General features: G+C 68.6%; 1 protein-coding gene. It reads left to right on the forward strand.

Going from position 1 to position 1,202, the window contains the following annotated elements; translation table 11 throughout:
* Window positions 1-1,202, forward strand: a 1,202-nt coding sequence (locus BW39_RS03420; RefSeq protein ID WP_043819794.1) for a condensation domain-containing protein, incomplete at both ends; no start/stop codon positions are given.

Below are 1,202 nucleotides of genomic sequence, written 5' to 3' on the forward strand. Positions count from 1 at the left end.
GGTCATTCGTTGCTGGCCCTGAAGCTGCTCGAACGCATGCGCGCCAGGGGGCTGGCGGCCCAGGTGCGCAGCCTGTTCCTTCAGCCCAGGCTGGCCGACTTTGCGCAGGCCCTTGGTGGCGAACAGGCCGATGCTCGACCCGAGGTGCAGGTGCCACCCAACGGCATTCCCGAAGACTGCACGGCAATCACCCCGGCCATGCTGACCCTGGTGGCGCTGGACGCGCAGGAGATTGCACGGATCGTCGCAGCCGTGCCCGGTGGTGCAGCCAACATCCAGGACATCTACCCGCTGGCACCGCTGCAGGAAGGCATTCTTTTCCACCACATGCTGCACCAGCAGGGCGATGCCTATGCCACGCCCAAACTGCTGAGCTTCGATACGCGCGAGCGGCTGCAAGGCTTTGTGGACAGCCTCAACCAGGTGATCGCAAGGCACGACATCCTGCGCACGGCCGTGCTCTGGGAGGGATTGGCCGAGCCTGTGCAGGTGGTCTGGCGCCATGCGCAGGTCCAGACCGAATGGGTGGATGTGGTGGCGGGCGCCGATGCGGCGGCGCAGTTGCACGAGCGGCTGGACCCGCGCGTGCAGCGCATCGAAGTGCGCAAGGCACCGATGATCCGCGCCGTGGCGGCGCAGGATGCGCCGCAGGGCCGCTGGCTGCTGCAGCTGCTGACCCACCATCTGGTGCTGGACCACACGACGCTGGAGCGCATCGTCGAGGAGATTGGTCTGATCCGCCAGGGGCGCGAGCATGCGCTGCCCCGGCCGCTGCCGTTCAGGCGCTTCGTGGCCCAGGCACGGCTGGGGGTGAGCGCCAGGGAGCACGAAGAGTTCTTTCGCGCCATGCTGGGCGATGTGGATGAGCCCACGGCGCCTTTCGGCCTGCTGGACGTGCAGGGTGACGGCAGCGGGGTGCAGGAGGCGCGCCATGTGCTGGATGCGGGGCTGGCACGCGCCGTGCGCCTTGCAGCGCAGCGCCAGGGCGTGAGCGCGGCCAGCCTGTTCCATCTGGCCTGGTCGCTGGTGCTGGGCCGGACCACGGGCAGGGACGACGTGGTGTTCGGCACGGTGCTGTTCGGGCGCATGCAGGGCGGTGAAGGGGTGGAGCGTGCGCTGGGCATGTTCATCAACACCTTGCCGCTGCGCGTACGGCTGGGAGAGCGCAGCGTGCAGGAGTGCCTGCGCCAGACGCATGAGGG

This window comes from Delftia sp. RIT313 (assembly GCF_000632165.1).
GTDB classification, from domain to species: domain Bacteria; phylum Pseudomonadota; class Gammaproteobacteria; order Burkholderiales; family Burkholderiaceae_C; genus Comamonas; species Comamonas acidovorans.